Here is a 26,810-nt window from a genome sequence, read left to right as displayed (position 1 = left end):
CTCAGCACACAAGGAGAAGGCATCGGCTAATTTTTCCCTCTTTCTGATCCGATTTTCTATCCGCAATACGAAAAAAGCTTTTAGATGGGCTACGGCTACCCGAACAGATGCTAAACAGTGATTAATCGTTTTTTGACAAGTAGTAAGTGGATAATTTTTTCGCGATTTAAATGGAATAAAAACGTACTTACAATCAATAAATTTGCCAATAACCATAAAGCCTAAATCAACATGAACTTGGTAATTTTCTAAGGTTAAGTGGGCAAAAATATCTTTAAAAATGGTAAAGTCATGGGTACTGCCATTATACCACTTGCTAACCCACAAAATACGCCTATCAAGCGTACTAATAAGTAACCACTTTACCGGGTGGAATTTTTTTTACCACTATAATCTTCTTCCTGTACTTCTTGCTTAACAGCACGTTCGATAGGAACTTCGGTTACATCAATCACCAAGTCTGTCACCTCCGCGAAGCGTTGGTCAAAGTCGGCTTGATTCTTAAATAACGTACTTTTATCAATTCCTTGGTCCTGTAAGGCAGCCTTTAAACACGGCTTTATTCGTTTTAAGCAGATACTCGCGGCGAAATTAGAAAATCCAAAATACATACCTGGATTTTGCAGGGTTGGATAGGCTTTATAGTAATGCAGGATAAAGAATAAGGCTTCCCTTTTATCTGTCAAAACCGGGCTACCAGAAGTAGTATAAGGATTATAGCGGATTCGCAAACAGTTAAGCCACTATCAGTTACTTGTCGTATTAGCGTTTATGAACCCGTACTCGCTTGATTTACGTACCCGGGTGGCGGCGGCCTGCCAGGAGCCGGGGGCCAAAAAAGCCGCCGTTGCCCGGCGCTTCGATGTGAGCCGCTCCTTTGTCAAAAGCCTGGTTCGCCAGCAGCAACAAACCGGCTCACTGGCCCCCAAACCGGCCAGTGGCGGCCGGGCCCGCTACCTCGATGCCGCCGCCCAAGCCTGGCTCGTGGCCTACGTGGCGCAACACCCCGATGCTACGCTGGCCGAGCTAAACCAGGCCTGGCAGGCCAGCGGGGGCCGCCCCGTGGGCCAAACCTGCCTCTGGCAAGTGCTGGACGAACACGAGCTGCGGCGAAAAAAAAAGCCCCCACGCGGCTGAACGCGACACCGAGCGCGTACGCCAGGCCCGTCAGGACCATGTCGAACAGGTCTGCACCCGCCCCGATGTTGCCCGGTTCCATTTTCTGGATGAGACGGGCTTGCGGCTGGATTACGCCCGCACCCACGGCCGGGCGGTGGGTGGGCAACGCGTCCGGGGGGCCGTGCCGCTGCGTCGGGGCCGCTCCTACACCCTTATTGGTACGCTGTCCGTGCGCGGGCTTGGAGCCCTGCAATTGCTCCATCAGCCCCTCAACAAGCACAGTTTCGCCCTCTACGTAGGCCGGTGCCTGGCCCCCACCCTGCGCCGGGGCGATGTGCTAGTGCTCGACAACCTGCCCGTGCACCACCTCGCGGGCCTGCGCGAGTGGCTGGCCAAGCGGGGCGTGGACGTGGTCTTTCTGCCCCCGTACTCCCCCGATTTTTCCCCCATCGAGCAGGCCTGGAGCAAGCTCAAAACCAAGCTGCGCACCTGCGCCGCCCGTTCCTACGAGGCCCTAAAAGAAGCCGTACGTGAGGCCATCGACTGGATTAGTAGTCAGGACGCCCAAAACTGGTTTGACCATTGTGGCTACCACACCAAACCTGCCCAAAAAGCGGTTTAAGCGTTTGCGAATTCGCTATAAGTTGTTTGGGCTCATAGTACCGAGCAAACCAGGGATAGAGCGCATTGAATGCCGCTTGACTCAGCCCGGTTGCCGCTTTGTATTGTGCGTCAGTCCGAACGTTTTGATAGTGAGGGGGTCGGGTGTCAGTGGACACGAAGCTAAGGTAGGTTGAAACGGTAGTGGAGTTCGATTTCGAGCGGGGTGCAGTAACCCAGGGCCGAGTGCAGGCGCTGGGTATTGTAGTAATGGTGCAGGTACTCAACCAGCTCTAAGCGGGCTTCCTCCAAGTCAGCAAAGCAGGCTCCACGGGGCAGTAGCTCTGTTTTAAGCGTACTCCAACCACTCTCGGCCAGGGCATTGTCGTAGGGATTGCCGGGCCGGCTCAAGCTGGCAACAGCCTGGGTGCGGTCCAGCAGCGAGGTAAAAACGTCGCTAGTGTACTGGCTGCCCCGGTCCGCATGCACGAGCAGGCCGGGTGGCGGCTGGCAGACGGCCACGCTCGATTAAAAGCCGTTAGAATCAAGTCCGCGTGCAGGGATTCGCTCACGTGCCAGCCCACCACGCGCCGGGAAAAAGCATCGCGCCAGCAGGCCAGGTACGCCCACTCGCCCGTGGCCAGGTAGGTAATGTCGCCCACCCAAATTTGATTGGGTGCCGTAGCTGCGGGCCAACTGGCGAGCTTGTTAGCCGCGGCAATGGCATGCGGGTCGGCCTGGGTGGTGCGCGGCGGCCGGGTGCCGACCCGCGTGCAGAGGGCCCGTAAGCCACTGCTATTGAGCCAGCCGCGCAAACGCTGCCGGCCCACCGCATGGCCTTCGCGCCGTAGCTGGGCCCGCAGGCGGCGTTGGCCATAGCGGCCGGCATGGGTGGTGAACACGCGCTGGGCGGCTACTTGCTAGGCGGCAGGTGCGGGCTCGGCCGCCGGGGCGGGCGCACGATTGCGCCAGGCGTAGTACCCGCTGGGGCTAACTCTTAGCAGCTGGCACTGCTGGCACACGGGCCAGCGGTAGGCGTGTAAGGCAATGAAAGCGAAGCGTTTCATCGGCCCGTCTTTTGTGAAAATGCGCGTCAAGCATTTGGGATATCGTCAGCGCTTTTTTTAAACTATCGCGCTCCGTTTCGGCGCGGGCTAATTGGGCCCGCAACTGCTTGTTTTCCTGCTCCAGGGCCTCACTGCCAGCGGGGCGGGCGGCTTGCGCCCGCGCGGCGCGTACCCACCGTCCGAGCAGCGCCTCGCTCATGCCCAGCGCCTGGGCCACGCGCGTCGCCGCTTGGCCATCTTGGCTTACGCGGCGGACCGCTTCGACTCGAAAGGCCGCATCATACTTGGTTCGCTGCCGTTTACCGGCTGGTTTTTCTGCTTCCATGACAAGGGGAAGTTACTTTCTCCGTGTCCATTTCTACCCGACCTGCTTAAGACGGCAGAAGCGTGCCAGAACGTCTAACAGGGCAGAGGGCCTAGTTAAACGCGAAGAGCCCCCGGCCAGGCGCTGATGAAAGCGCTTGGCCGGGGGCTCAGCAGCAAAAAGTTGGCGGCGACCGACTCTCCCACCGGTGAAGGCAGTACCATAGGCGCACCGGGGCTTAACGACTCTGTTCGGAATGGGAAGAGGTGAACACCCGGGCTAAAGCCACCATTGCTGGCGTTACCTATCGTGTTCAAGGATAGGTTAACAAAACCGTTGACATAAGGGAAAAGAGAAAGAAGCAAAAGTGCAGTCACCTGCGCGGGGCCAGCGGAAGCCCTCGGTTCCTTAGTACGGCTCAGCTATGCTATTTCTAGCTTTACACCTGCCGCCTATTTACGTGGTCGTCTACCACGAACCTTCTTTTGGGAGGCCTCATCTTGAGGTGAGTTTCGCACTTAGATGCTTTCAGCGCTTATCTGCTCCCAGCGTAGCTACCCGGCGCTGCCCCTGGCGGGACAACCGGCGCACCAGCGGCTGGTCCAACTCGGTCCTCTCGTACTAAAGTCAGGTCCTCTCAAGCCTCCAACGCCCACCACAGATAGGGACCGAACTGTCTCACGACGTTCTGAACCCAGCTCGCGTGCCACTTTAATCGGCGAACAGCCGAACCCTTGGGACCTTCTCCAGCCCCAGGACGTGACGAGCCGACATCGAGGTGCCAAACCTCCCCGTCGATATGAGCTCTTGGGGGAGATCAGCCTGTTATCCCCGGCGTACCTTTTATCCTTTGAGCGATGGCCCTTCCATGCGGAACCACCGGATCACTATATCCGTCTTTCGACCCTGCTCGACTAGTCAGTCTCACAGTCAAGCCCACTTCTACTATTGCGCTCTACATCCGGTTACCAAGCGGATTGAGTGGACCTTTGAAAGCCTCCGATACTCTTTTGGAGGCGACCACCCCAGTCAAACTACCCAGCAGCCACTGTTCTCTGAGATACTCAGAGTTAGGCATCAGGCACAGTAAGGGCGGTATTTCAACGTTGGCTCCACCAGACCTAGCGGCCCCGCTTCGACGCCTCCCGCCTATGCTACACATACTGAACCCAACACCAATGGCAACCTATAGTAAAGGTGCACGGGGTCTTTCCGTCCCGTGGCGGGTACTCGGCATCTTCACCGAGACTACAATTTCACCGAGCTCACGGCTGAGACAGCACCCAAATCGTTACACCATTCGTGCAGGTCGGAACTTACCCGACAAGGAATTTCGCTACCTTAGGACCGTTATAGTTACGGCCGCCGTTTACTGGGGCTTCGATTCAACGCTTCGCCTTGCGACTAACATCCCCTCTTAACCTTCCAGCACCGGGCAGGTGTCAGGCCTTATACGTCCGCTTACGCGTTAGCAAAGCCATGTGTTTTTGTTAAACAGTCGCTTGGGTCTTTTCACTGCGGCTTCTCTGCTTGCACAGAGGAAGCGTCCCTTCTCCCGAAGTTACAGGACCATTTTGCCGAGTTCCTTGGCCGTGATTCACTCGAGCGCCTCAGGATTCTCTCCTTGACTACCTGTGTCGGTTTGCGGTACGGGCCGATTGTAGATACAACGTTTAGCAGCTTTTCTTGGCAGTCCTTAGGTACACTATCCACGTGAGCCGAAGCCCGTGTGGTACTATCACCTTTCCCCTAATCGAGCGTACTTAACTACTCAACCAATAGGTACGGGCTTTAACGAGCACTTCCGTCCGCTCGCGGTACTTTCATTCCTGCGTCCCTGCATCACTTCTACATCCGGGGGCCAGAATATCAACTGGCTTGCCATCGGGTACACCTCTCGGCTCTCCCTTAGGTCCCGCCTAACCCAATTCCGATTAGCGTTGAATTGGAAACCTTAGTCTATCGGCGAATGGGTTTCGCACCCATTTTATCGTTACTCATGCCTACATGTGCTTTTCTGGACGCTCCACCGTGCCCTGACAGGACGGCTTCTCCGCAACCAGAATGCTCCCCTACCACTTGACTATCTCCGAGGAGTATGTCAAATCCCGCGCTTCGGTGCCTAGCTTGATGCCCGCGTATTATCGATGCCCGGTCGCTCGACCAGTGAGCTGTTACGCACTCTTTAAAGGAATGGCTGCTTCCAAGCCAACCTCCTGGCTGTCAAAGCAACTGGACCTCCTTTGTTCAACTTAGCTAGAACTTAGGGACCTTAGCGGCGGGTCTGGGTTCTTTCCCTCTCGGCCGGGGACCTTAGCACCCCAGGCCTCACTGCCGTGTATGAATTTGCTGGCATTCGGAGTTCATCAGGATTCGGTAGGCTCTGACACCCCCTAGTCCTATTGGTAGCTCTACCTCCAACAAACCTAACCACGACGCTGTACCTCAATACATTTCGGGGAGTACGAGCTATTTCCTAGTTTGATTGGCCTTTCACCCCTACCCTCAAGTCATCCAAATCCTTTTCAACGGAAACTGGTTCGGACCTCCACAGCGTGTTACCGCTCCTTCATCCTGCTCAAGGGTAGCTCACTAGGTTTCGCGTCTACCCCCCCTGACTACGCGCCCTATTCAGACTCGCTTTCGCTGCGGCTACGCGCCTTCAAGCGCTTAACCTTGCCAGGGAGGAGTAACTCGTAGGCTCATTATGCAAAAGGCACGCTATCAGACTACAAAAGTCCTCTAACTGCTTGTAAGCACACGGTTTCAGGTTCTTTTCACTCCCCTATTCGGGGTTCTTTTCACCTTTCCCTCACGGTACTGGTTCACTATCGGTGTCTCAGGAGTATGTAGCCTTAGCGGATGGTGCCGCTCGCTTCAGACGGGGTTTCTCCGGCCCCGCCCTACTCAGGGTATCGCTACCGTGAATCAGAAATGTCACTTACCGGGCTCTCACCGTCTCTGGCGCAGTTTCCCACCTGCTTCAGTTATCTCGATTCAATCAGATGTCGCGACCCTACAACCCCACAGCGGCCGTAACCGCCGTGGTTTGGGCTCCTCCCCGTTCGCTCGCCACTACTTGGGGAATCATGGTTATTTTCTTTTCCTGCAGGTACTGAGATGTTTCAGTTCCCTGCGTTTGCCCTTATTCACTGAAGAATAAGTCACTGGTCTTCAACCAGTGGGGTTGCCCCATTCGGAAATCCAGGGATATAACGGGTATGTGCCCCTCCCCCCAGCTTATCGCAGCTTATCGCGTCCTTCTTCGCCTCTGAGACCCTAGGCATCCCCCGTGTGCTCTTACTTACTTCTCGCTTGCGATTCACCCTACACGGGGTAGAATGAACTGCTTATATCTTGTGGATATAAGCCCGCTTTTACTTCTCTCTCTTGTTTTCCCTTACGTCAAAGAACGTTTATCACGCAATTCGTGATAAATGTGGAGTAGCCTAATTGCTTCAAGCTGAACCAGTAATTTATTTGGTATAGATGGCAGAGTGGGCCTGCCTGGACTCGAACCAGGGACCTCTACATTATCAGTGTAGCGCTCTAACCACCTGAGCTACAAGCCCAATATACCAAGCTTTATTATTTGAATGACGGAAAAGACGCGTGGTATAGTACCACGTAACAAATTGAACTCACGAGTCGAACTGCTCCAGAAAGGAGGTGATCCAGCCGCACCTTCCGGTACGGCTACCTTGTTACGACTTAGCCCTAGTTACCTGTTCTACCCTAACTGGCTTCGTTGCGGAGCACCAGCTTCAGGTCTACCAAACTTCCATGGCTTGACGGGCGGTGTGTACAAGGCCCGGGAACGTATTCACCGCGCCATGGCTGATGCGCGATTACTAGTGATTCCAGCTTCACGGAGTCGAGTTGCAGACTCCGATCCGAACTGAGAACGGCTTTTCGAGATTGGCATCTGGTCGCCCAGTAGCTACCCGCTGTACCGTCCATTGTAGCACGTGTGTCGCCCTAGGCGTAAGGGCCATGATGACCTGACGTCGTCCCCGCCTTCCTCACTGCTTGCGCAGGCAGTCTGGCTAGAGTCCCCACCATTACGTGCTGGCAACTAACCATAGGGGTTGCGCTCGTTGCGGGACTTAACCCAACACCTCACGGCACGAGCTGACGACGGCCATGCAGCACCTTGCTTTGTGTCCCGAAGGAAAAGTCCATCTCTGAACCGGTCACGCGCATTCTAGCCTAGGTAAGGTTCCTCGCGTATCATCGAATTAAACCACATGCTCCACCACTTGTGCGGGCCCCCGTCAATTCCTTTGAGTTTCACTCTTGCGAGCGTACTCCCCAGGTGGGATACTTATCGGTTTCCCTAAGCCACGAACAATCTTTAGCTCGCAGCGAGTATCCATCGTTTACGGCGTGGACTACCAGGGTATCTAATCCTGTTCGCTCCCCACGCTTTCGTGCCTCAGCGTCAGTATCAGCCTAGTCAGCTGCCTTCGCAATCGGGGTTCTGGACGGTATCTATGCATTTCACCGCTACTCCGTCCATTCCGCCAACCTCGTCTGTACTCAAGTCAACCAGTATCCAGGGCAGTTCCGCTGTTGAGCAGCGGGCTTTCACCCCAGACTTAATCGACCGCCTACGCACCCTTTAAACCCAATAAATCCGGACAACGCTCGCACCCTCCGTATTACCGCGGCTGCTGGCACGGAGTTAGCCGGTGCTTATTCTGCAGGTACCGTCATCACTCCACACGTGAAGCTTATTCTTCCCTGTCAAAAGCAGTTTACGACTCAGAAAGCCTTCTTCCTGCACGCGGCATGGCTGGGTCAGGCTCTCGCCCATTGCCCAATATTCCCTACTGCTGCCTCCCGTAGGAGTCGGGCCCGTATCTCAGTGCCCGTGTGGGGGACCAGCCTCTCAGCTCCCCTAGTCATCGTCGCCTTGGGCAGCCGTTACCCACCCAACTAGCTAATGACCCGCAACCCCATCTATACCCAATAAATCTTTACTAATCACCTGATGCCAGGTTAATAGCTTATGCGGTATTAATCCGCCTTTCGGCGGGCTATCCCCCAGGTATAGGTAGGTTAGTTACGTGTTACGCACCCGTGCGCCACTGTGACATTGCTGCCACCGTTCGACTTGCATGTATTAGGCCTGCCGCTAGCGTTCATCCTGAGCCAGGATCAAACTCTCCATTGTAAAAATTCCTGCACCATAGCAAACTATGGCTGATGTCGAGATGCTAATCCGACTCGTATTAATGAGTTCAACTCTACTATTACGTTTCTGCTTACTTGCGTAAGCATACTTACCATTTGTCTTTTCCAGTCATTCAAAGAACGTTTGTTGCTTCCAATTGAAGCAACATGGTGAGCTTGTTTAGCGGCTCATTTTCTTGCCGATTACAATACCCTGTTTTAATTGGGAGTGCAAAGGTAAGAAGCTTCTCTTTTCTTACAAGTTTAAAAGCGAAATTTTTTTATTTTTTCATTTTGGCTTTTTTGCGTTTGCTTCCGGTTGAAGCGTTCTGCAAAGGTAAGAAGAGTTTTTAACTTTTAAAACTTAAAGTGATATTTTTATAATGTTTTCACTGAGCTTTTCAAGTTTTACTTACTCCGATTGAGTAAAGTTTTTTTCCGCAACTAACTAAGGATGATTTAGTTACTTTTTGTGTTTCGTTATCTTTTATTTTATTTGGGAGTGCAAAGGTAGTCTTTTTTTTGACTCTCCAAATTTAAGGCGAAAAAAATAATTTTTTAGCCTCTCTTCAGGCGTATCCGAATAAGCAGTGGTTTAAACGGGGTGCAAAGGTACAACTAGAATTTTTAAATCGGCAAAACAGTTTGAGTGTTTATTTTCAAGCTCTTTTGGCCGTTGCCCTCATCCGTTCGATTTGGGAGTACAAAAGTACGCGGGGAAGTGGTGGTTTTAAGTGGGTGCTGCTAGATTTTCTGAGTTGAGCGGGCCTATGGGGGGTAGGCTGGCGTGAGTGGATGGTGCGGCTCAGATAGTTAGCCGACCTTTTACGGGAGGAGATATTTTAGGGTTTCGGGTCGGGCTGGAAGAAAAGGGTCAGGTTGGGGGCGAATGAGCGGGGGCGACGGGCTTCGTATTGGTAGAAGAGCTGGCCTAATTGGGCTAGGAAGGGCTCACCGATGCTGTCGTATTCGTAGGCACCATCGTTAATAATGCCGTCTTGGTTGACGTAGAGGACGGCACTAAGCAGGAATTCTGACTGATGCAGGGAGTCGGCGAAGTAAGCCACGTCGGCGAGATAGCCGTGCGACATGCCCACGATGTTGAAAATGCGTAGGCCGGGCTGGAGCTGAGCTTCGGGGCGGCGGCCGTAATAGAGGTATTTTTTGTAGGCGTCGAAGTATTTGGAGGTGGCGTAGGGCGTGAACTGGCTGCCGTGGGGCGTGAGGTGGAGGTATTGGCGGAGGAAGGCGTAGTCGGCGGGGGTGAGCCGGGGGCGCTGGGCGGCCGGCATGGCCTCGGGGAAAAGAGATGTTTGGAGCAGGGCCGTGATGTCGGGCAGGGGGAGGTTGTTGGCGGTGGTGAAGTCGTAGGGGCGATGGATGATGCGGTCGCCTGCTTTATAAGCGCGGCCGGCGTAGATGGGGCCTAGTGGGGGGGTAGGCGTACGGGGGTTAGTTTGGGCAGGCTGTTTATATAATGTATCACCGGTGGCCGTGTGGAAGTAGATGGGATTGGTAGAGCGGTTGGCAGCCGTGTCGCAGGGCGCAAAGCGACGCACGATGCGGCTGCCGGAGTAGCCGAACTGCTGGAGGCGGTCGTTAATCGTTTTCTGACCCAAAAACTCATAAAGGCGGTTGTAGGCAAGATTATCGCTGACTAAAAGCATCCTTTTAATGTAGTTGCCAACGGTAGCCTGGCGGTCGGAATCGGCGGGGGCGGCGAAGGGCACCGGCGTTTGGCAGCGCCCGGCGACCCCGGTTGACATAATAGTGTTGCGGCTTATGGGGGGGGGTAGGCAATGCAGCTTTTCGAGGGCCAGCAGCGCTACGGGCAATTTGACCAGGCTGGCGGGGTTAAAATACTGGCGGGGATTGAGGTGGTAGGTATGCTGAGTGAAATGCGGCACGTTGCGGGCGTCGCGGTTTATCTGGGTGTAGATAATCTGAAGCTGGTAGGTTTCGGGATGCGCCAGGACGGGCGCCAGGTCTGGATTGGTGTGCAGCAGGCTATCGAGGAGCGGCGAATCGGACGCCGGGCTTTGGCCGTAGGCAGTCGCGGCGGCGAGCAACAGGGCACAGAGGAGGAGGAGTAATTTCATACCAAGCGTTTTCTTATGCAGTATATAATAGGAAAGGCCGTGATGCGGACACCACGGCCTTGCTAACGTGAGCGGGGCGGCCAGCTTGCCAGCGCTGGCTGGCAACTGACGGCTCTGCGGCCCTCCCCTACCCCCTCTTTACTGAGCGAGCCGCGAACGGCGGCGAGCGAGGAGCAGGTTGCTATCGGTCTGGCGCCAGTTGTAGCCGGTGCCGAAGGGCAGTGGACGGGCGCGGCGCAGGCTGTCGTGGTAGGCGAGCGTCAATTCGGGCTGATACTGCTTGGCAAACAGATTGATAGGGCGCTTGTAGGTGCCGTAGTAGGTGAATTGCCAGTTGCTTTTGGGAAAGTATTTCATGGCGATGCCCGAGTCATCCTGCAACACATACTGGCTTTGGGCGAGAATGAGGTTGCGAATTTTGGAGAAATACGACTTGTGCATGAGGTAGGTAGCCGACTTCACATAGGTGGTGAGCGGCCCCAGGCTGCGCACGTAGCGCAGAGGTGCATCTTTGCCGCTCAGCTTCCAATCGCTGAGGTCGGCCGAGAAATAATAGACAGTTTTCTCGGAGCCGTCGGCGGCTTGCAGCTTTAGCTCAGCGCCTTGGATGACTTTGGAACCGGGGGCGCGGGTAGTGTCCGTCGCTTCGTGCAGCTGGCCCTGGGCATCGAGCTGCACCGGGCGCACGGACTGAATATGGTTGCCAGTGCGGGCCGCGAACAGCATAATGAGCGGCACCGCCCCGTCGAGGTCCACCGACTTGAGGTCCACGGCCATGTCGTTGGTGCGGAAGAAGCTGAAATTCAGCACTGACCACAGCGAGGCTTTGACCGCTGCGAATAGGGTAGGGTTTTCGAGCGTGGCCTGGCTGGGCACGCTGCCCACGGGCTCCAAGCCAAACATGACGTAGGTGCGGCTATCGGGGAAAAGCGTGAAGGCATTCAAGAAATCGGGGCCGCTGAAGGGGTAGAACAGCGTGGGGCTGTTTTGGCGCACCGAATCCAGCTCGGTGGCGGCCCAGTGATTCATGCGGTCGGTGTGAGTGGTGCGGTACTTGGCCCAGCTTTTATTCTGGTCTTTGGCGAAGGCCTGCCAGGCGGGCTGGGCGGCCATTTTGGCCAGCGGCGTGCCGGCCTGAGGGGGTAGGCCGGCGAGATAAGCGGCTACGTTCTGCACATTAGCCGTATCGGGGGCAAGGGCCGCGACCGGAGCCTTATGCGTTGCCTTGGTGTGAGCCGTATCCGGGTGCGGAATGGGACGGGTGGTGCCGGCTACCTTGTTGGCCGTGTCGGCCATCGTTTTGGTGGTAGTCGTGGTTTGCTGCTCGGTGGAGGAATTGGAGCAGGCCGCCAGCAGAGCAAAGACCGGGAGCAAGGATAGCAGCGAAAGACGCATGTCGAGGAGCAATTGAATTAGCGGGGGTAGGCACCGCGAAGCGAGCGCCGGTTGAGAACTTAACTATTTACAGACAGCTTCTTATCAAGCAGGCACTTGAGATTTGGCCCCAACTTTTTGGGCTACGAAATAGACCAGCAGGCCACTGGCTACCGTAGCCAGGCCATAGGCCGACTCAGCGGGCTTGTCGCGAATGATAAAAACCAGCGTCCAGGCGCTGAGGGCCAGGAACAGCAGCGGCGTGAAGGGGTAGCCCCAGGCGCGGTAGGGCCTCGGCAGCTCGGGCTGGCGCCAGCGTAGCACAAACAGGCCCAGCACGGTGAGGAACGTGAACAGATTCAGCACGAAACCCGCATAGACGAGCACGGCGTTGAAATCGGGTTTGAGAATAAATACCAGCGTAATAACCACTTGCAGCAGCAGTGCCCGCACCGGAATGCCGGCCGGACTGCGGCCCGCCAGCCAGCGCAGGGCGGGCAGGTCTTCGCCCATCGTCTGCACGATGCGCGGGCCGGCAAAAATCATGGCGCTGATGGTTGATACCAGTAGGGCCGCGATTACGGCGCCCATGAGGCGGCCCAGCGCGGGGCCGAATAGCCAGCTGGCCGCCAGGTAGCCCACTTCGAGCTGGCCTTTGAGCACGCCCAGGGGGGTAGCGCGCAGGAACACATAATTCAGCCCTACATATAATAAGAGTACGACGGCCGTGCCGGTGAGCAGGATGCGGGAGAGGTTGCGTTGCGGCCGCTCGATTTCGCCGGTGAGGTACACGGCGGCGTTCCAACCCGAGTAGGCGTAGCTGACATAGACCAGCGACACCGCGAAGGCTGGGCTCAGCAGCGTGCGCCAGCCTGCCGCGTCGGGGGCGAAGGCGATGGGCTGGGGCTTGCCCAGCACCATCCCTACCCCAATAAACCCAATCAGTACCAGCACTTTGAAGGCCGTGATGACTACCTGCAAGCGGCTGCCAGCGCGGGTGCTGCGGCCGTGCACCAGTGCTAAACTCAGCACTACGGCCACGGCCAGCACGGTGCCCCAGCTGTAGGCGCTGCCAGTGGCCAGGGGCACGGCCAGGACCGGCCACACGCTTTGGGCATAGCGGGCCAGGGCCAGCGCGGCCAGCGCGGTAGGCGCGGCAAAACCCACAGTGGCGGATACCCAGCCCGATAGAAAGCCCAGCGCCGGATGATATATCTGGCTCAGGTAGTGGTATTCGCCGCCCGAGCGGGGCATGGCGGCGGCCAGCTCGCCGTAGCTCACGGCCCCGCACAGCGCGATGAGGCCGCCTACCCCCCACAGCATCAGCAGCGCAAAGCCGCTCTGGATGCCCAGCACCTGGAAACCGAGGCTGGTGAAAACCCCCGTGCCTACCATATTGGCGATGACAATGGCGGCTCCGGTGCGAAAATTAATTTTATAAGAACTGGACGGGTCGGGCATGAGCGGAAACTTGCGCCCGCAAAGATGCGGCCAGCCCGGCCATTCCCCTCCCCTACCCTTCGGCTATGGCAGCAATGGCCTTGGGCTTTTTGTAGAGCGGCACGGTGCTGCACGGCTCGCCATACATCATGCTGGCCGCCACCGGCAGCAGCCGCTGCATGATGGCGACGTAGGCAAACGTGGGCACCGGCTTGTCGCCGCAGCCTTTTATTACCAGTTTGGCATCTTGATAATCAGCGGGATTGATGCCGGCGATGGCTTCCTCAAACAACGACTGCTCCAGCGCTTCGAGGTTGCCAAATACGTAGCGGTGGGCGTGGTTTTGCAGCTTGCTGGCCAGCAGCATGTAGGCCCAGGTGGGCACAATGGCATCGGCCGAGCAGATAATGGCCACGTTCTGACCGTCGTACCGCGCCCAGTCGTGGGTTTTCACAAACTCACGGAAGTCCTTCTCGCGCAGCATCAGCCCGTGAAAAAGATTGTCTTTCATATCGTACACCACCCGGTCGCCGGGGTGAATGAACTCTTCCAGGTTGAGCGTGACGAGGCCCGAGGCAGCGACGCGGTTGACGAATAGCGGTTCCATAATTTTCATTTAACATTTAGCATTTAACACTTATCAGGCTGGGTAACTTCCGCTTAGCACAAGTCCAAGCTGTTAATTGATAAACGTTAACTGTTAACTGATTTAGGGGTAGTAGTGTATACTTCTTTCAGGTAAAATGGCTCATAATAAGCCACATCCTGAAACTCCTGGCGCAGATACGCGGCGTAGGCCAGTTCGCCAATGCTCACGGCCGAGGGCTGCACGCCAGTCAGAAAAATGGCGTTTGGGTTGGCAGCAACCAGCGGCTGAAATTTAGCCGCGCCCGAACCAAAGAACAACACGGAATAGTGGGCCAAATGTTCGGCTAGGCTGGTTTCGTCGAGCACGAGGTTGGTGGGGGGTAGCAGCGCCGAGCCATCAGCCTGGTACAGAGCGGTGTACACCTCCTGCCGCCGGGCGTCGAGCATGGGACAATATAAATAAGTGTCGGGGCGCGGCACCTGGGCGGCCACCTGGTGGGCCAGCGCGGGCAGCGTGCCCACGGCCAGCAGCGGCACATCGAGGGCAAAGCACAGGCCCTTGGCGGCGGCCGCCCCAATGCGCAGGCCGGTGTAAGAGCCGGGGCCATCGCTGAGCGCCACGGCACCGAGGTCGGCCAGCGCGTGACCAGCATTGGTCACCAGCTGCTCAATGAGCACGGTGAGGTGGGTGGAGTGCGACTTTTCGAGGCGCAGCTCGGCCTGGCCCAGCAGGCGGCCGTCGGCGAGGTGGTGCAGGGCTACGGCGCAGATGGGCGACGAGGTTTCGAGCGAAAGCAGGAAGGTAGGCATAAGCAGCCGGCAAGTTCCGGCTTAATTCGGGTTATTCCCAAGTGAAGCTGGCCGTGGGCCCTCCCTACCCCCTGCCCTGGCCTTGAAACCAGCCAACGAAAACGCCGCGCCGGGGGTACCAACGCGGCGTTTTTTCAGAAATATCCAAGCCACTTTTTCAGGCGGCCAGCGGCAGGTTTTCGGGGTAAAGTGGCAGTACGCGGCCTGGTTCGGGCTGGGGCGCATTCGCGGTGGGCGTGGTTAGCTCGTCGGCATGGTGACGCAGCGCGCGCATGAGCAGGTATTTATACTTTTCGGCGTCGGCCAGGGCTTGGGTGATGGCTAGCTCGGCATCGGCGTAGGCCACCACTTGCTGCAACTCGCGGCGGGGCCGGCGAGCTTCGAAAACGTGGCCAGACAGGTAATCAGCGGGGTTTTTCATGGAGTAAGAGGAAGCAGGTGGTTAGGTAATAAGTAAACAGGACAAGCCCGCGTTAGATTCCCCTTATTTCATTTTTACTTCATTAATAATCAACGTATTACAAAGTATTTTTAACCTTCGACACGGCCAAGCATTTTTGGCAGGGTTTTGGTATTATCAGTCATGTCGAACGGTACTTTAGCTGGTTACGTACTACGAAAAGTGGTACCTGAATTAAACCAGCCGCTGGATTTGTTATCCAACCGAGCGTTGTTTTTTAACAACTAAATCCGGGAGCTTCGGCCCCGCTCTGTCATGCGTCGTAACCTGTTTTTTTCCTTGTTTTTGATTTTGGGCCTCGGCTTAGGGCTTAGCAGCTGCACGCCGGGCATTTATGCCGGAGCCAGCATTGGTGGGCCTGGCTATGGCGGCGGCTACGGTTATGGTGGTGGCTACTACGGGCCACGCTACTATGCTCCGCGCCCGATTATCGTGCAGCCCATTTACCGGGGTGGCTGGCACGGCGGCGGTGAGCGCGGCGGCTACGGCGTACGTGGTGGTGGTGGCTACGGCGGTCATGGGGGTGGTTACGGTGGTGGCCACTACGGTGGCCGGCGCGGCCGGTAGTAACATCCTTTTTTTAATCTTTAAATAGTTTTTTCTCTATTCGTTGGGCACTGGCCCGCATTTTTTCACTTTAACCGGTGTGCTTCGGCACCCACTCACGTCATGCGCCTTCGTCTCTTCTTATTTACCCTCCTGCTGGGTCTGTTCAGTGCAGGTGCGGCTTCGGCCCAGGTGGTTATCAGCGCCCAGGTTGGCACTCCTTATGGTGGCTATGGCGGCGGCTACGGTTACGGCGGTGGCTACGGCGGCTACGGCGGCGGCTATTATCCGCCCGTGTATTACGCGCCGGCACCCATTTATTACGCGCCCAGGCCACGCTACTACGCACCGCCAATTTATTACGGGCGCGGCTATGGTGCCTACGGTGGCGGATATGGCCGTGCCTACGGTGGCGGATACGGCCGTGGCTACGGTGGTGGTGGCCGGGGCTACGGCGGTGGCCGCGGCCGCCGATAGCTCCGCGATTTCAGCTAGCAAAAGCCCCCCGATGACTTGGTTCGTCGGGGGGCTTTTGCTGGCTGAAACCGCATTACAGGGTTTCGGAGTTGTGGATGCGGATGCCGCCCCCATCGTCTTCGGCGGCGCGCAGCATGGCCTGGGCCACGGTGACGGCAGCTACGGGGCGGTATTTGGCCCAGCCGCCGCGCAGCAGCGGGCGGGCGAGCGCCAGCACGGCCGCGCCCAGCCGCTCGCCCAGGCGGGGGGTAGGGCGCTCGCCCAGCAGCAGCGAGGGCCGAAAAATATGAATGGCCCGAAATGGCGTCTGCCGCACGGCCGCTTCCATTTCGCCTTTCACCCGGCTATAGTAGAAGCGCGAACCGACATCGGCCCCCAGCGAGGACACCACCAGAAACTGCGCCGCAAAATTGGCCGCCGTGAGGGCCGCCAGTTGCACTACGTACAGAAAATCAACCTGATAGAATGCCACGCGCGAACCGGCCTGCCGGATGGTGGTGCCCAGGCAGCAGTACACGTCGTCGGCAATGAGGCGCAGGCGCTCGGCTTCGAGCTGCCCCAGGTCGGTGACTACCTGCGTGAGCTTGGGGTGGCTAGTGCTTACCGGGCGGCGGCCCACCACGATGACTTTGGCGTAGCGGTCCGAAGCCAGCAGCAGGGGTAGCAACGCACTGCCAATGAGGCCAGTTGCGCCAGTCAAAAGCGCGGTTTTTTTCATAGCCAGCAAGGTAGAAAAGGGCGACAAGCGAGTGAAACCAATAGCCCGCGTCAAAAGAAGTGGCCGTGCATCTGCTTTACGCAAAAGAAGCGAAAGCGCTCGGCCGGGTTGCGGCCCTACCACCTTATTTTTTGCCTAACTCCTCGGCACGGGCGCGGGCGGCTTCGGCCCCGGCCATGAGGCTCTCGCGCACGGCCCCGCGGCCGAAAGCGCCCAGGGCGGCCTCCGTGGTGCCGCCTTTGGAGGCCACGCGGGCAATCCAGTCCTGGCAGCTGAGGCCGGCCTGGCTATACAATTCCACGGCACCGCGAAAGGTCTGGCTCACCAGCAGTTCGGCCTCGGCGGGCGCAAAGCCCATTTGGGCGGCGGCGGCCATCAGGGCTTCCATGCAGTAGTAAACGTAGGCCGGGCCGCTGCCCGAAATGGCCGTGCTGGCGTCGATGGCGCTTTCCTGCTCCACGTACACAGTTTTGCCGGTGGTCGAGAGCAGGTTTTGGACCTGCACCAGCTCGGCGCGGGTTACCTCGTCGGTGCTGGTGAAGGCGGTCATGCCCATGCCAATCTGGGCGGGCAGGTTGGGCATGGCCCGGATGATTTTGGGCGTGCCCAGCACCTCGCGCAGGGTGTCGATGCGCACGCCGGCCATGATGCTGAGCACCACTTGCTGCGGCTGCACCAGCCCGCGTAGGCGGTCAAACAACGCCGCCGAATCCTGCGGTTTCACGGCCAGAATGAGAATGTCGGCACCCGGCACGCAGTCTTCGGGCTGGCCCCACACGGTGCCTATTTCGTGGGCGGCCAGGGCGGGCACGCGCTCGGGCGAACGGGCCAGCAGGCGCAAGTCAAGGCGCGAGGTGATGTGGGCGCGCACAAAGCTGCGGGCGTAGGTCAGGCCCATGTTGCCGCCGCCGATAATGAGGATTTTCATGTAGTGAAAGGGTCAGCGGCTCGGCGCATCAGCGCTTGGTTGGGCAAGCGCGCAAGCTACTTGGGTGGCCAGACCGTAACCAATAAGGAAGAATAAACAGTTAGAATCGGAATCTTTACCTTCTGAAAGTTAACATCTTATAATAAATGCAACATTGATGCGATTTTAATTCAAACATAAATGCAGCAACGTTGCTTAAATCAAAAATCAGACTTTCCAGACCCAATGCTGCCGCCGCAGAAAACTGAGCACGCCCCACCAGATGAGCAAACATACCACCGCGCCGGCCAGCGACGCATTGCGCGGGTCACTGAAAAACGGCACAATACCCCAGCCATAGAGCCATTCTTTGAGGCCGACCGGCGGGCGCGCCGGCCCCGGCAGCCGCAGCAGCCCAAAGGTGCGCGACAGGATAGCGGAGAAGAAAAAGACCGCGATGGCATTCACCCCGAAGGCCAGCGCCGGCCCTACCCCCCGCCGGTAGCCCCGCTCGTCGCAGAGCCAGTAGAGCAGCGCCAACAGCCCCAGCGCCAGCCCACCCGCATAAAGCACGTAGGAACTGGTCCACAGCGCTTTATTAATCGGGAACCAGACGTTCCAGAGCAGGCCGGCCAGCACCGCCAGCAAGCCGGCCAGCGCCAGGCCCACCGGCTTGCTGAGCCCGGCGGCGGGCCGACGCAGCCACGTGCCCGCCAGCAGGCCCAGCAGCCCGGTGCCCAGCGCGGGCAACGTGCCGAGCAGGCCTTCGGGGTCCCAGGTGCGGGAGGTTTTCCAGAGGTGCGGCTCGGTGAGCAGCGTGCGGTCGAGCCAGGCACCGAGGTTGGTGGTGGGCTCCAGGTTGGCGGGGCCAAAGCCGGGCACCGGCACCAACTGCATCAGCGCGGCGTAGCTACCCAGGAACACGACCAGCAGCAGTAGCTGCGTGCGCCAACTGGTGGTGAGGCAGATAACGCTGCACCCAAAGTACACCAGCGCAATGCGTTGCAGCACGCCCATGATGCGCACCGTGGCCAAGTCGAAGTGCGGGTAGAGCGAGGTGAACACGCCCAGCCCAAACAGCACGGCCGCCCGCCGCGCCACCCGCGCCAGCACTGGTCCCAGCGGCACGCCGTCGCGCTTGGCTCCGGCCAGGGCATAAGCCAGGCTCACGCCCACGATGAACAAGAAGAATGGAAACACGAGGTCGGTGGGTGTGCAGCCGTTCCATTCGGCGTGCTCCAGGGGCGGGTAGATGTGGCCCCAGTCGCCGGGGTTGTTCACCACCGTCATCAGCATCACGGTGAGGCCCCGGAATACATCGAGCGAAACCAGGCGGGTAGAGAGCGTAGCGGGTGGACGCATGGGCGGGAGTGAATTAAAAATTAAAAGTAAAGAACTATGCAAAAGGCGTTTGTCATTGCGAGCAAAGCGCGGCAATCACACCAGAACGATGAACGAACGACTGGCGCGGGTGTCGTTCGGGTGCGATTGCTTCGCGTTGCTCGCAATGACAAACGCCTTTTGCGTAATTCTTCACTTTTAATCCAACTCCCTACCCCCCTATTTCAACCCGAAGAGGCGGGCGAAGAAGCCGCGGCGGCGCGGCTTCTCCTTGACTTTAATTTTCGTTTTGGCGGCCTCTTCAGCGCCAGATGCGGCGGGACGCGACGGCGGGCGGGGCACTACGGCCACCGGCGGGCGTGGGGCCGGGCGGGCGGCCACGGGCGGCGCCACGGCCACGGCGGGCGGCGCGGCGGCCAGCGTTTCGACGGGCAGCTTGCCTTCGCTGAAAATGCGCACCGGCAGGCTCTCGTTGTGCAGGCGGTCCACGGCGGTGAGGAAGTAGGCGTAGGCCACGCCGGGCAGCGCGGTGGTGTCGGCAAAGGTGCCAGGCTGGGCCGGGCCGCCGGGCCGCACGATGGTCAGGATGCGGCGCGGGTCATTCGGCCCCATCACCTGGCCGCGCTCGAAACGGTAGAGCACGTAGTAGGCGGCCAGGTCGCCATCGGCGGCGGGGCGCAGGTCGGGCTGCCAGGTGAGGGTAGCGGTGTGGCCCAGGCGATTGAGCACCAGCTCGCGCACGGGGCGCGGGGCCAGGCTATCGAGCCAGGGCATGACGGGCACCAGCGCCGGGGCGCGGTACAGGTCCTGGCGCAGCGAATCGGTGGTGTGCAGCGGGTTGGTAGCCAGTGATTTGGCCGAGAAAAACACGCTTCCCTGCACATCGAGGGGGTAGTCGCGGTTGAGGCGAATCTGGCGGGGCAGCTCGCGCGGGTTGCGCCAGGCGGTGTCCGAGCGGGTGCTTTCGAGCATGCGGTAGGTGCCGTGCCCGATGTAGAGGTGGCGCTGAAAGTGGTTGCGCGTCCACCATTCCAGCAGCGTGGCGTAGGGCACGAGCCGGAATTTGGTGCTCCAATAAAGCTGAGGCAGGATGTAATCGACCCAGCCCTGCGCCAGCCACAGGCGCGAGTCGGCATAGAGGTTGGAGTAGCTGGGCTGGCCCGCGCGGGTGTCGGAGCCGAGCGGGTCGGCGCTCTTGTTCATCCAGACGCCGAAGGGCGAAATTCCGAATTTCACCCAGCGCTTGGCTGCTTGAATGCTGTCGTGCAGGTCGTGAATGAGCACGTTCACGTTCTGCCGCCGCCAGTCGGCCAGCTTCAGGCTATCGGGGTTTTGGCTGCGAAAAGCCTGCTCGTCGTGAAATACCTGGTTCGGCTCGGGGTAAGGATAGAAGTAGTCATCAAAATGCACGCCGTCAATATCATAACGCCGCACCACGTCCATAATTACGCGCTTGATGTGGTTGCGCACCTCAGGCAGGCCGGGGTTGTAGAGGTACTGGCCCGCGTACTTGATAAACCACTCGGGATGCTTTTTATACGGGTGCAGCGGAGCCAGCGAGCGCGTCACGGTGTCCATCGTGGCCCGGTAGGGGTTGAACCAGGCGTGGAACTCCATATTGTGCCGGTGCGCCTCGGCGATGAGGAAGGGCAACGGGTCGTCGTTTTCGCCGGGCGGCCGGCCCTGGCGGCCGGTCAGGTACTTGCTCCAGGGCTCTAAGTCAGACTTATAGAAAGCATCCGACGCGGGCCGGATTTGCACGAACACCGCGTTGAGGCCGGCGCGCTGGCCAGCGTCGAGCAGGCGGCGATACTCGCGGCGGTATTGTTCGGGCGCTTCGCCGCGCTGGTTGGGCCAGTCTATGTTGGCCACCGTGGCCACCCAAAAGCCGCGCAGTTCGCGCTTGGGCGGGGCAGGGCGCAGGTCTTCCGAACCGGCAATGGCACCGAGGGTAGGCGGCGCTTGCGCCCGCCCAATCAGCGGCAGCAAGCTCAAAAGACAATAAAAAAGAAAGCGGGGGTAGGACGACCAGAAATTCAACACAAGCACAAAGTACGGGCAGGGAGAAGAGTTAAGAGTTAAAAGGGAAGAGTTAAAAAGGGAGCCGAAATGCTAGCGCTCCCTTTTTAACTCTTCCCTTTTAACTCTTAACTCTTCTACTTGCTGGCGCGGTCGGGGCCGGCATCGGGGGGTGAGTTTTCGCCGCCTTCGAGGCCGTTGGTCTGCTCGGCATCGCCGTAGTCGCCCCGGATGCCGGCACCGTCGCTGCTGGCTAGGTCTTTCTGGGTGGCGGTTTCGGGGTTGCCGCTGGCGTTGGGGTCGCGGTCAGCGTCGGGGTTGGTGATGGGGCCGGCGGTGCTGGGGTTTTTGCCTTCTGCGATGGGGGCAGGGCGGCCGGAGTTGGGGGCGGGGTTGGGGGTTACCATTTTGAGGAAATTAAAGAACTAGGAAGGAAGAATTGAGGAGGAAAAATCAACGGGGTGAGCAATTCTTCCTCCTTCATTCCTCCAGACCTAGCGTGAGGGGAAAAGGATGTAGCGGGTGTACGCAGCCGGGGGCGACTGGTTAGCAGCAGTATTCAGGGATTTATGCCCATCTTACCGGCCCAAACCAGCGCCTGGGTCGCGCCACCCGCTGCTTCTATGGCTTCTCTACCGACGCGCTACGCACCAAAACGAACGCGGAACTTCAGTTTTTTGTCGATAACCCCAGTTTTTACCACGCCGACATCGTGGCTGCTGCCCAGCGCGAGCTCACGCACCGCGGCCCGGTTTCGGCCGGGCCAACGCTTGCTTCCGGCCCTCGCCCGCCAAGCCCTACCCCCCTGCGGCGGCCGAACCGGCCCATCCGGCCGCATACCCGGCTTCGGCCTACGACCTGGACGATGCCGCACCAGCGGCCAGCCGCCGGCCGCTGCTGTGGATAGCGGCCGTGGTGCTGGTACTGGCCGGCGCGTGGCTGTGGCAAAAGCGCATGCCCGCCGCGGCCGCCGTCACCATGAGCCGCCCGCACCACCGCTCGCCCGACTCCTTGAAACTGGTAGAAGTAGCGACCCATCCGCTGCCCAGCTACGACCCCGACCCCATCGTGGCCACCCAGCTAGCCCGGATTCCGGCCGCCGAGAAGCAGCAGGCAGCGTCGCTGCGCCAGTTTCGGGAGCTATGCCGCCGCTTCTGGGCGGCCGAAACCCAGACCGAGTTTCTCACCACCCAGGCCCACGCCGGCCAGGCGGGCGACCTGTTTGCTGACCAGGCTCTGGCCGTGCGCGGCACCTGGCGCGACTGGAACAAGGCCGTGGTGTACAGCTACGATTTTGGGCCGAAGATGAAGGACCAGTTTGAGCGCATGGCGCAGGTGGCCAGCAGCCAGCAGCACATCCTGGACCGGATGCCGGGGCTGCTGCCGAACCGCAAGTTTCTGACCGATAAGGAGCTAGTGGCGCGCGAAGCTGACGTGCAGGACCTCCTGCGGGGTATCCGACCCACCTCGCCGGTCACGGGCCGGGCCTACCGCGCCACCGTGCTACACATGAAGCCCTAGGGCGGCTCCCGAAACCCAAGCGGCCCCCTCGCCGGTTACTTTGCTCATGGATGTTTCCACCCCCGAGGCGGCGGCCGCGCACTTTGCCCAGCGCCCCGATGCTGAGCTACTGTACCTGGCCCGCCACGCCAGCCGCTACCCGCCCGCCGTGGGGGCCGCCGCCGTGGCCGAGCTGCAGCGCCGGGGCTTGCTGCCCGACGCGCCCCTACCCCCCCCGCCACCCGCCGAAGCGCCTACCCCCCCCGCGCCACCCGACGAAACCTGGGCCCAGCTGCTGCGGCCGGTGCTGCGCGGCCTGTTCTGGCCCACCCGGCAGTATTGGGCCGTGCCGCTGCTCATCGACCTCAACCTGCTGGTGTGGCTGGCCATGACGCTAAGCGGCGTATCGGCTACCGCGCCCACCGGGCATGAGCTGGCCCGCTGGGGCTCCAACGTGTCGGGCCTCACCTGGCCGCACCAGCCCTGGCGGTTGGTTACCAGCCTGTTCGTGCACGGTGGTATCACGCATTTGCTGCTCAATATGGCCAGCCTGTGGCTGCTGGGCGTGCTGCTGGAAGTGCGCACCGGCGGCGCGCGCCTGCTGGCCGCCTACCTGGCCAGCGGCATCGCTGCTTCGGCGGCCACGCTCTGGTATCACAGTGGCGGCATTAATTCGACGGGGGCCAGCGGGGCGATTTTTGGACTCTATGGCCTGCTGCTGGCGCTGCTGCTCAGCAAAAAGCTGGTGTTGGATAAGTGGGATCGCCGCGGGCTCCTGGGTCTGGTTTTATACCTAGTGCTCAGCAATTTGATTTCGGGCCTTACCGGTAATATTGATAATATTGCCCACCTCGGCGGCCTGCTGCTGGGCCTACTCGTGGCCGGGCCATTCGTGGCGTTTTCGCTCAAGCCTCTATCAGCAGCACCTGACTCTCAAAACTAAAATTCGTCATTCGTTATTAAAACTCCCATGCGCGCTCTTCAACTCGATGCTCCCCACCAGCCCGCCGCCGTGCGGGAAATCCCTACCCCCCAGCCCGGTACCGATGAGGTGCTGGTGCGGCTGCACGCCGCCGCCCTCAACCACCGCGACGTCTGGATTCAGCTGGGCCAATACGCGGGCATTAAGCTGCCTTGCACGCTGGGCGCCGATGGCAGCGGCGAAATCGCGGCCCTGGGCGCGGGCGTAACCGGCCTGGAAGTGGGCGCGCCAGTCATCATTTATCCCGGCGTGGACTGGGGCGACGAGCAGCGGGCGCAGGGCCGCAACTTCCGGGTGCTAGGCATGCCCGACCCTGGCACCTTTGCCGAATACAGCGTGGTACCGGCCCACTACGTGCGGCCCCGCCCGGCCCACCTGAGCTGGGAGCAGGCCGCCGCGCTGCCGCTGGCGGGCCTCACGGCCTACCGCGCAGCCTTCAAACGGGCGCAGGTGCAGCCCGGCGAGCGGGTGCTGGTGACGGGGGTAGGCGGCGGCGTGGCGCAGGTGGCCGCGCAGTTTTGCGCCGCGCGCGGGGCCGAGGTGTGGGTGACGTCGGGCGACGATGCCAAGCTGGCCCGCGCCCTGGCGCTGCCGCTGGGCCTGCGCGGCGGCATTAATTATCGGCATGACAACTGGGGCCGCACCCTCACCAAGCAGGCCGGCGGCAGCTTCGACGTGATTATTGACAGCGCGGCCGGTGCGGCTTTCGACACCTTGCTCGACGTGGCCGCGCCGGGCGGGCGCCTCGTGTTTTTTGGCGCTACGCTGGGCAATGTGCCGCAGCTGCCCGCCGCCAAGGTGTTCTGGAAGCAGCTCAGCATCCTGGGCTCGTCGATGGGCTCGGAGCAGGATTTTGACGACATGCTGGCCCTGGTAAACGAGCATCAGCTCGTGCCGGTGGTCGATAAGGTTTTCCCACTGGCCGAGGGCGAAGCCGCCCTACGCTACCTAGAAGCCGGCCAGCAGCTTGGCAAAGTGGTGCTGACGTGCTGAAAAAGCGTCGGCCAGCTATCAGCATGTTGCTGATGGCCGGCCGACGCTTTTTGAAGCGTAAAAAAAGGAGCTTATTTCGCGTTGCTCAGTAAGCCTAAAATCTGGTCAATCTTGCCATCCACTTGCTTAATTCCACCATCCAGTGTAGCAATCCGGCTATCCAGCGTAGCAATCCGGCCGTCCAGCGCGTCCATGCGGCCATCCAGCGCGTCCATACGGCTGTCCAGCGCGTCCATGCGGCTGTCCAGCGCGTCCATGCGGGTCGATAAGCCCACTTGATTAGCAAGTAGCTCACCCTGTCTTTCCTTAATCTCTATTACCTCGTGCAGCACGTAGCTGAGGCTATCGCTATGCTGCAAGGCGGTGGTGACCAGTTGTTTTAGCTGAACCGTGTGGCGGTTAAGCAGCGCGGTACGCTGGTCCAGAATGGCCATGCTCTCAGACAGGAGCGGTTCGAGCTGGTCGAGGCGTTGGTCGGCGTTCATTGAAAAGAAAAGAGGAATAAGCGGCGAAAGACAGCTGAGCGAATATACACGCGAACGCTCACTATTTCTTCCGGTATGAGCTGTTTAAGTACGTGAGCACGGGCGCCGTGATGTCGAGGCCTTTTTCGCCGTAGGCGATGGTGCCGCTGGGCGCGGCAACGAGTATCATCTTGTAGCCGTGGGCTTTGCCGTAGGCTTCCACTTTTTTATTCACGCTTTCGAGTACGGTCTGGGTCAGCTTGGCTTCGGCTTCCTGGGCCTGCTGCTGAATTTTTTGCTGCTCCACGCCACCCTGCTGCTGCTGCTGCTGGAGCTTCTGCTCGGCGGCGGCGCGCTGCTCGGCGGTGAGGGTAGGGGCCGATTTCTGGTACGCCTCCACGGCGGTGCGGAAGCTGCTCACCAGCGCCTGGTTCTGGCTCTCCCAGCCCTTGGCCTTGACCTCAAACGCGCGGCGGGCTTCCTTCATGCCCTGGTAGCCATCGAGCAGCTTGCTCGACTCGACGTACACGATGGCCCCGGCGGCCGGGGCCGGGCCGGTGGGCTCGGCCGTAACTACTGCCGCAGCGGCTTCGGGCGCGGCGGGGGGGGTAGGGCTGTTGGCCGCAGCCGTATCGGCTGGTGCGGCTGCTTCGGTAGCAGCTATTGGGGCCACGGCCGGCGTGGCGGCCTGGCGCTGGTTGAAATGCAGAAAGTACAAAACAGCTACTGCCAGGAGCAGCACGGCATTAAAAGCTAGTTGGGCAGGGTTTTTCATGGTCGCAAAAGTAAGTTTGCAATGAACAATGCGCAGTGAACAAGCAACAATTAGTCAACGCTTGCTCGTCCTGGCCTGCTCACTGTTCATTGCACGGGCACGGCCAGGTGCAGCAGCGCATCGCCCTGATTCACGACGGGCATGTAGTTGAGGCCGATAACGTAGCCGCTGAGCGTTGATTCGAGGCGCACGGCCTGCTCACCGTAGGGGTCGGCGATGGAGCCGTAAATCTGGCCTTCCGCCACGTAGTCGCCCAGCGAAACGTGGGCCCGAAACAGGCCGGCGTAGCGCGCCCGCAGCCAGCGGTGGCGGTGGCACACTACGTTGGGCCGGGCGGGGGTAGGGCCCTCGGGGCCCATGCCCAGGTGGTGCAGCACCCGCAGCGTGCCGGCCACGGCTTCTTCGATGCCGGGCTCGTCGAGGCGCAGGCTTTCGCCGGTTTCATAGACAATAATGGGCTTGCCCAGCGCGTGGGCGGTGGCGCGCAGTGAACCCGTGCGCAGCCGCGAATGCAGCGTAAACGGCGCCGCGAAGGCGGCGGCCAGCGCGTCAATCGCCGGCTCCTCGCCCAGCAGGCAGCGCAGCTGCGAATGGTTGGCCCGCGCCTTGCCGCCGGTGTGAAAATCGATGCCGTAGTCCACGAGCGGCATAATCTCGCGCATGAAGCGGTGGGCCACGCGGCTGGCCAGCGAGCCGCGCGGGTGCCCCGGAAACGAGCGGTTCACGTCCTTGCCATCGGGCACTTCGCGGCTGAAATTGAGAAAGCCGTAAATATTGAGAATTGGAATGGCGATGACCGTGCCGCACGTGGGCTGCAACAAATCGCGCCGAATAAGCCGCCGAATGGTCTCGATGCCGTTCACCTCGTCGCCGTGCATGCCGGCCATCAGCAGCAGCACCGGGCCGGGCTCCAGCGAGCGAATGATGTGCACCGGCACGTCGATGACCGTGCCGGAGGGCAGGCGCGAAATAACCAGCCGGGTAAGTACCCGTTCGCCAGGCTGAATATGCAGGCCGTTTATAGTCAGCGCGTTGCCTAATAACATATAGCT

The 26,810-nt window shown here is 59.6% G+C and carries 24 protein-coding genes, 1 tRNA gene and 3 rRNA genes; 7 read left to right on the top strand and 21 right to left on the bottom strand.

All coding sequences use genetic code 11. The annotated features are described in order from the left end of the window. Positions 1-362: 362 nt before the first annotated feature. Positions 363-686, bottom strand: coding sequence for a hypothetical protein (locus A0257_19600; protein ID AMR29082.1), 324 nt, complete (start codon positions 684-686; stop codon positions 363-365). 85 nt (positions 687-771) lie between these two features. Between A0257_19600 and A0257_19595 the strand changes: the two genes are divergently transcribed. Continuing rightward, positions 772-1,137, top strand: a complete 366-nt coding sequence (locus A0257_19595) for a hypothetical protein (GenBank protein AMR29081.1) — start codon at positions 772-774, stop codon at positions 1,135-1,137. A gap of 100 nt (positions 1,138-1,237) precedes the next feature. After that, the gene (locus A0257_19590) at positions 1,238-1,741 is read left to right on the top strand and encodes a hypothetical protein (protein AMR29080.1); all 504 of its coding nucleotides are present in this window, start codon (positions 1,238-1,240) and stop codon (positions 1,739-1,741) included. A 161-nt stretch (positions 1,742-1,902) separates the two neighbouring features. On the opposite strand, the gene A0257_19585 is transcribed toward A0257_19590, so the two are convergent. The 12 genes from A0257_19585 to A0257_19530 all read right to left on the bottom strand — a co-directional run bounded on the left by A0257_19585 (position 1,903) and on the right by A0257_19530 (position 14,997). Further along, positions 1,903-2,097, bottom strand: a complete 195-nt coding sequence (locus tag A0257_19585) for a hypothetical protein (GenBank protein ID AMR29862.1) — start codon at positions 2,095-2,097, stop codon at positions 1,903-1,905. A gap of 612 nt (positions 2,098-2,709) precedes the next feature. Next, on the bottom strand, positions 2,710-3,111 hold the full coding sequence (locus tag A0257_19580) for a hypothetical protein (protein AMR29079.1): 402 nt from the start codon (positions 3,109-3,111) through the stop codon (positions 2,710-2,712). A 160-nt stretch (positions 3,112-3,271) separates the two neighbouring features. Continuing rightward, positions 3,272-3,383 (bottom strand): 5S ribosomal RNA (rrf, locus tag A0257_19575). A 100-nt stretch (positions 3,384-3,483) separates the two neighbouring features. Beyond that, positions 3,484-6,403 (bottom strand): 23S ribosomal RNA (locus tag A0257_19570). Between the two features lie 185 nt (positions 6,404-6,588). Further along, positions 6,589-6,662 (bottom strand) — tRNA-Ile (locus tag A0257_19565). A gap of 85 nt (positions 6,663-6,747) precedes the next feature. Next, positions 6,748-8,268 (bottom strand): 16S ribosomal RNA (locus A0257_19560). Together the 16S, 23S and 5S rRNA genes with 1 tRNA gene alongside form the textbook arrangement of a ribosomal RNA operon. Positions 8,269-9,107: 839 nt before the next feature. After that, positions 9,108-10,364: a hypothetical protein gene (locus A0257_19555; GenBank protein AMR29078.1), complete on the bottom strand. Its 1,257-nt coding sequence runs from the start codon at positions 10,362-10,364 to the stop codon at positions 9,108-9,110. Positions 10,365-10,502: 138 nt separating this feature from the next. Further along, the gene (locus tag A0257_19550; protein AMR29077.1) at positions 10,503-11,759 is read right to left on the bottom strand and encodes a hypothetical protein; all 1,257 of its coding nucleotides are present in this window, start codon (positions 11,757-11,759) and stop codon (positions 10,503-10,505) included. 84 nt (positions 11,760-11,843) lie between these two features. Continuing rightward, positions 11,844-13,199: an amino acid permease gene (locus tag A0257_19545; protein ID AMR29076.1), complete on the bottom strand. Its 1,356-nt coding sequence runs from the start codon at positions 13,197-13,199 to the stop codon at positions 11,844-11,846. 52 nt (positions 13,200-13,251) lie between these two features. Continuing rightward, on the bottom strand, positions 13,252-13,785 hold the full coding sequence (locus A0257_19540) for a hypothetical protein (GenBank protein ID AMR29861.1): 534 nt from the start codon (positions 13,783-13,785) through the stop codon (positions 13,252-13,254). An 86-nt stretch (positions 13,786-13,871) separates the two neighbouring features. Next, the gene (locus A0257_19535) at positions 13,872-14,576 is read right to left on the bottom strand and encodes a tRNA threonylcarbamoyladenosine biosynthesis protein TsaB (GenBank protein ID AMR29075.1); all 705 of its coding nucleotides are present in this window, start codon (positions 14,574-14,576) and stop codon (positions 13,872-13,874) included. Between the two features lie 157 nt (positions 14,577-14,733). Continuing rightward, complete coding sequence (locus A0257_19530; protein AMR29074.1) at positions 14,734-14,997, bottom strand: hypothetical protein; 264 nt, start codon at positions 14,995-14,997, stop codon at positions 14,734-14,736. Positions 14,998-15,385: 388 nt separating this feature from the next. Here A0257_19530 and A0257_19525 point away from each other — a divergent pair, with 388 nt between their 5' ends. Together A0257_19525 and A0257_19520 are read left to right on the top strand one after the other, a co-directional pair. Then, positions 15,386-15,631: a hypothetical protein gene (locus tag A0257_19525; GenBank protein AMR29073.1), complete on the top strand. Its 246-nt coding sequence runs from the start codon at positions 15,386-15,388 to the stop codon at positions 15,629-15,631. 74 nt (positions 15,632-15,705) lie between these two features. Continuing rightward, on the top strand, positions 15,706-16,059 hold the full coding sequence (locus tag A0257_19520) for a hypothetical protein (GenBank protein AMR29072.1): 354 nt from the start codon (positions 15,706-15,708) through the stop codon (positions 16,057-16,059). A 73-nt stretch (positions 16,060-16,132) separates the two neighbouring features. Here A0257_19520 and A0257_19515 read toward each other — a convergent pair whose 3' ends face one another. From A0257_19515 to A0257_19495, 5 genes are all read right to left on the bottom strand, one after another. Continuing rightward, positions 16,133-16,777, bottom strand: coding sequence for an oxidoreductase (locus A0257_19515; GenBank protein ID AMR29860.1), 645 nt, complete (start codon positions 16,775-16,777; stop codon positions 16,133-16,135). A 124-nt stretch (positions 16,778-16,901) separates the two neighbouring features. After that, entirely contained in the window at positions 16,902-17,705 is an 804-nt protein-coding gene (locus tag A0257_19510; GenBank protein AMR29071.1) for a pyrroline-5-carboxylate reductase, read from the bottom strand. A 207-nt stretch (positions 17,706-17,912) separates the two neighbouring features. Further along, positions 17,913-19,046 carry an N-acetylglucosamine transporter gene (locus tag A0257_19505; GenBank protein ID AMR29070.1) on the bottom strand — a complete coding sequence of 378 codons (1,134 nt, stop codon included), beginning with the start codon at positions 19,044-19,046 and terminating at the stop codon, positions 17,913-17,915. 198 nt (positions 19,047-19,244) lie between these two features. After that, entirely contained in the window at positions 19,245-21,074 is a 1,830-nt protein-coding gene (locus tag A0257_19500) for a glycoside hydrolase (protein AMR29069.1), read from the bottom strand. Positions 21,075-21,181: 107 nt separating this feature from the next. Then, on the bottom strand, positions 21,182-21,451 hold the full coding sequence (locus tag A0257_19495) for a hypothetical protein (GenBank protein ID AMR29068.1): 270 nt from the start codon (positions 21,449-21,451) through the stop codon (positions 21,182-21,184). Positions 21,452-21,956: 505 nt separating this feature from the next. Here A0257_19495 and A0257_19490 point away from each other — a divergent pair. The 3 genes from A0257_19490 to A0257_19480 are packed head-to-tail and all read left to right on the top strand — an operon-like array spanning position 21,957 to position 24,519. After that, positions 21,957-22,565 (top strand): hypothetical protein, encoded by a 609-nt coding sequence (locus A0257_19490; protein ID AMR29067.1) that lies wholly within the window; start codon positions 21,957-21,959, stop codon positions 22,563-22,565. 46 nt (positions 22,566-22,611) lie between these two features. Continuing rightward, a complete protein-coding gene (locus tag A0257_19485; protein AMR29066.1) occupies positions 22,612-23,487 on the top strand; it encodes a hypothetical protein in 876 nt (291 codons plus the stop codon). Between the two features lie 27 nt (positions 23,488-23,514). After that, a complete protein-coding gene (locus A0257_19480; protein ID AMR29065.1) occupies positions 23,515-24,519 on the top strand; it encodes an alcohol dehydrogenase in 1,005 nt (334 codons plus the stop codon). A gap of 71 nt (positions 24,520-24,590) precedes the next feature. On the opposite strand, the gene A0257_19475 is transcribed toward A0257_19480, so the two are convergent. The 3 genes from A0257_19475 to A0257_19465 all read right to left on the bottom strand — a co-directional run bounded on the left by A0257_19475 (position 24,591) and on the right by A0257_19465 (position 26,804). Further along, the gene (locus tag A0257_19475; protein AMR29064.1) at positions 24,591-25,004 is read right to left on the bottom strand and encodes a hypothetical protein; all 414 of its coding nucleotides are present in this window, start codon (positions 25,002-25,004) and stop codon (positions 24,591-24,593) included. Between the two features lie 61 nt (positions 25,005-25,065). After that, positions 25,066-25,758 (bottom strand): hypothetical protein, encoded by a 693-nt coding sequence (locus A0257_19470; GenBank protein AMR29063.1) that lies wholly within the window; start codon positions 25,756-25,758, stop codon positions 25,066-25,068. Positions 25,759-25,844: 86 nt separating this feature from the next. Beyond that, on the bottom strand, positions 25,845-26,804 hold the full coding sequence (locus tag A0257_19465; protein ID AMR29062.1) for a succinylglutamate desuccinylase: 960 nt from the start codon (positions 26,802-26,804) through the stop codon (positions 25,845-25,847). Between the last annotated feature and the right edge of the window lie 6 nt (positions 26,805-26,810).

This window comes from Hymenobacter psoromatis (genome assembly GCA_001596155.1).
GTDB lineage: Bacteria > Bacteroidota > Bacteroidia > Cytophagales > Hymenobacteraceae > Hymenobacter.
The sequence above is the reverse complement of the archived record's forward strand: the minus strand, read 5'-3'. Positions and strand labels throughout refer to the sequence as shown.

Bases quoted from the DNA above. Each gene is read 5' to 3' on its own strand.
- A0257_19530 (AMR29074.1), bottom strand. From the start codon at position 14,997: ATGAAAAACCCCGCTGATTACCTGTCTGGCCACGTTTTCGAAGCTCGC.
- A0257_19505 (AMR29070.1), bottom strand. From the start codon at position 19,046: ATGCGTCCACCCGCTACGCTCTCTACCCGCCTGGTTTCGCTCGATGTA.
- A0257_19535 (AMR29075.1), bottom strand. From the start codon at position 14,576: ATGCCTACCTTCCTGCTTTCGCTCGAAACCTCGTCGCCCATCTGCGCC.
- A0257_19555 (AMR29078.1), bottom strand. From the start codon at position 10,364: ATGAAATTACTCCTCCTCCTCTGTGCCCTGTTGCTCGCCGCCGCGACT.
- A0257_19545 (AMR29076.1), bottom strand. From the start codon at position 13,199: ATGCCCGACCCGTCCAGTTCTTATAAAATTAATTTTCGCACCGGAGCC.
- A0257_19485 (AMR29066.1), top strand. From the start codon at position 22,612: ATGGATGTTTCCACCCCCGAGGCGGCGGCCGCGCACTTTGCCCAGCGC.
- A0257_19510 (AMR29071.1), bottom strand. From the start codon at position 17,705: ATGAAAATCCTCATTATCGGCGGCGGCAACATGGGCCTGACCTACGCC.
- A0257_19495 (AMR29068.1), bottom strand. From the start codon at position 21,451: ATGGTAACCCCCAACCCCGCCCCCAACTCCGGCCGCCCTGCCCCCATC.
- A0257_19475 (AMR29064.1), bottom strand. From the start codon at position 25,004: ATGAACGCCGACCAACGCCTCGACCAGCTCGAACCGCTCCTGTCTGAG.
- A0257_19480 (AMR29065.1), top strand. From the start codon at position 23,515: ATGCGCGCTCTTCAACTCGATGCTCCCCACCAGCCCGCCGCCGTGCGG.
- A0257_19465 (AMR29062.1), bottom strand. From the start codon at position 26,804: ATGTTATTAGGCAACGCGCTGACTATAAACGGCCTGCATATTCAGCCT.
- A0257_19520 (AMR29072.1), top strand. From the start codon at position 15,706: ATGCGCCTTCGTCTCTTCTTATTTACCCTCCTGCTGGGTCTGTTCAGT.
- A0257_19595 (AMR29081.1), top strand. From the start codon at position 772: ATGAACCCGTACTCGCTTGATTTACGTACCCGGGTGGCGGCGGCCTGC.
- A0257_19515 (AMR29860.1), bottom strand. From the start codon at position 16,777: ATGAAAAAAACCGCGCTTTTGACTGGCGCAACTGGCCTCATTGGCAGT.
- A0257_19550 (AMR29077.1), bottom strand. From the start codon at position 11,759: ATGCGTCTTTCGCTGCTATCCTTGCTCCCGGTCTTTGCTCTGCTGGCG.
- A0257_19470 (AMR29063.1), bottom strand. From the start codon at position 25,758: ATGAAAAACCCTGCCCAACTAGCTTTTAATGCCGTGCTGCTCCTGGCA.
- A0257_19540 (AMR29861.1), bottom strand. From the start codon at position 13,785: ATGGAACCGCTATTCGTCAACCGCGTCGCTGCCTCGGGCCTCGTCACG.
- A0257_19580 (AMR29079.1), bottom strand. From the start codon at position 3,111: ATGGAAGCAGAAAAACCAGCCGGTAAACGGCAGCGAACCAAGTATGAT.